At 39.0% G+C, this 2303-nt stretch carries 3 protein-coding genes; 2 read left to right on the forward strand and 1 reads right to left on the reverse strand.

Annotated features, from left to right (window positions below; translation table 11 throughout):
• Both WBA23_RS15590 and WBA23_RS15595 read left to right on the forward strand, forming a co-directional pair.
• A partial coding sequence (locus tag WBA23_RS15590; RefSeq protein ID WP_424583211.1) for a Crp/Fnr family transcriptional regulator occupies window positions 1-444 on the forward strand: 444 nt, incomplete at its 5' end.
• 160 nt (window positions 445-604) lie between these two features.
• Window positions 605-973 carry a nuclear transport factor 2 family protein gene (locus WBA23_RS15595; protein ID WP_424583212.1) on the forward strand — a complete coding sequence of 123 codons (369 nt, stop codon included), beginning with the start codon at window positions 605-607 and terminating at the stop codon, window positions 971-973.
• Window positions 974-1148: 175 nt separating this feature from the next.
• Here the strand turns inward: WBA23_RS15595 and WBA23_RS15600 are convergent.
• On the reverse strand, window positions 1149-2303 hold a 1155-nt coding region (locus WBA23_RS15600; RefSeq protein ID WP_424583213.1), incomplete at its 5' end, for a GntP family permease.

The following is a 2303-nucleotide window of genomic DNA, read 5'->3' on the forward strand; positions in this document are numbered from 1 at the left end:
ACTGAACGCTATCTATATTTTGTAAAAGATGGAATTCAAAAATCATACTACTTAAATGAAGGGAAGCAACATGTTATGTTTTTTGCCTATGCACCTTCATTTAGCGGTATAGTAGAATCGTTTTTTACACAAACACCTTCCAAATACTATCTTGAAACGATTACGGACAGCACATTCTTACGAATACCTTACGCTAAACATGCTCAGTTAATAAAAGAGCATAGGGAACTTGAAACCCTATTTAGAATCATCACAGAACAGTTTTTAATGGGTATTATCGAAAGACATCACCAATTAATGGCTTTCAACACCGAAACTCGGTTTAAAAAATTTGCAAAAAGAAGTCCGCATTTGATAAATATGGTTTCACAGAAAGATATTGCTTCATATCTACGAATCGACCCCACAAACTACAGTAAAATAATCAATACAGTTAAAATTTAGGAAATCTTGGTTTTTACCAAGAATAGAGTCTTTAATCTGTTGCAATTTTGTCTCATCATGTAATTAAAACAGAATGATGAAATTAATAAAGCACGCATTGATTATTGGATTGACCATATTCTCAATCCAAAGCAATGCACAACAAATTTAAAGTACTACTATGACAAATCAAGAAATTGTAACCAAGTTTTTAAATGGTTTTAATAACCCAGAACAGATTCAAGAATCTTTGGCTTTATTGGCAGATGGCTATAAGTTTAAGAACCCAATGGTTGAACTCAATTCTAAAGAAGAATTTATTGCATTAGCCAAACAAATTGGTGCTGTAATTACAGGAATAGAGATTATAAATATTGCCGAAAACGGAAATTGGATAGCTGTCTCCTATGATTTTAAATCATCTGTAAAAGGTCTAGAATCAAACGCTGGAACTGAATGGTTTAGGATTGAAGATGGACTTATAAAAGAATCAAATCTGATATATGACACTGCTGAATGGAGAAAATTTTATGCGCAAATGAAAGAATAAAAACTATTGCCAACAAGGTATAAAAGCAATAGCGGTTTGGGTACACTCTCAAACCTTTTTTGCTTTTCAAAGTATCTTGCTACTCGTAAGCTAAGTACATTTCATTCGCTACTGCTCTAATACTAAACGTTACCAATAATAATCAGCACGATTCTGAGTAAAACTGTCTCTCATATTAAATAAAAGTGGTAATCAGAAAGATGAGACTAATCGCGGTGGTAGCCAGAATGATCGTTCCCACACTATGCGATTGATATCCTTGCTTGATATTCATTCCGGTAAGCTGAGTCATAGCCCAGAAAAAACTATCGTTAGCGTGCGAAGGTGCCGTAGCCCCGGCTCCGGTAGCCAATACGGTGAATACCCGCAGTGTAGGAGTATCTAGTCCCAAAGATGGTAGTAGGGGAGCAACAATGGAAGCGGTGGTGACGAGTGCCACGGTAGAAGAACCTTGTGCCCCCTTTAGTGCTAAGGCCATCAGGAAAGGTAAAAACAAACTAAGGTTTCCCCCGCTAATACTATCACTTACCAAGTCAGCAATGCCAGAGTTTTGTAGCATCTTCCCAAAAACTCCTCCAGCACCCGTAATTAGAATAACTGGTGCAGCAATCACAATGGCTTCCCCAAACCATCCGCTCGCTGATAGCAGCGACTTATCAAATTTTGCCGGAAGCATAAATGATAAAAATGCTCCAATCAGCAGAGCAATTACCGGACTACCCAAAAAGGATAGAACAGTAGTAAATGTATTTTCTCCGAAAGGCTGAGTGGGGTACTTGGCGATAGAATTCAGGACGATGAGTACCAGTGGAACGATAATCGGTAGAAAGCACTTGCCCAGCGAGGGGTATTTCTTTTCTTCGGTAGTCTTTTCAACTTCAGCAAACTGGGGAATAAGGTTAATTCGAGAGGCAAAATATTTGGCGTAGAAAAAGCAGGGAATGAGTGAGCTTAAGCTAATGATTAGTCCCCAGAAGATCACCATACCTAGATCAGCACCCAGAATTCCGGCAGCAGCAATTGGACCCGGAGTTGGTGGCACCAATGAGTGACTGGCGGTGATGCCCATCGTTAAGGCAATAGTGGTAGCTGCGAACGGAAGTTTGCCTTTAAACGATAGCGATTTATTAATGGGATTAAGCATAATAAAGGTGCTATCCCCAAATACCGGAATAGACAGAATGTAGCCGGTAATCATCATGGCTAGCATCACCGATTTCTCCCCGATCCAAGCCAGTATTTTTTGAGCGATAACGAATGCGCCGCCCGTCTTTTCTAAGAAAGTACCGATAATTACTCCTAGCAGAATTAACAAGCCAATACTGACCAA

The sequence above is a fragment of the Tunicatimonas sp. genome (assembly GCF_049647865.1).
Classification (GTDB): domain Bacteria; phylum Bacteroidota; class Bacteroidia; order Cytophagales; family Cyclobacteriaceae; genus Tunicatimonas.

What these genes read in the sequence shown, in the direction of transcription:
- WBA23_RS15595 (WP_424583212.1), top strand. Translation starts at nt 605, where the DNA reads ATGACAAATCAAGAAATTGTAACCAAGTTTTTAAATGGTTTTAATAAC.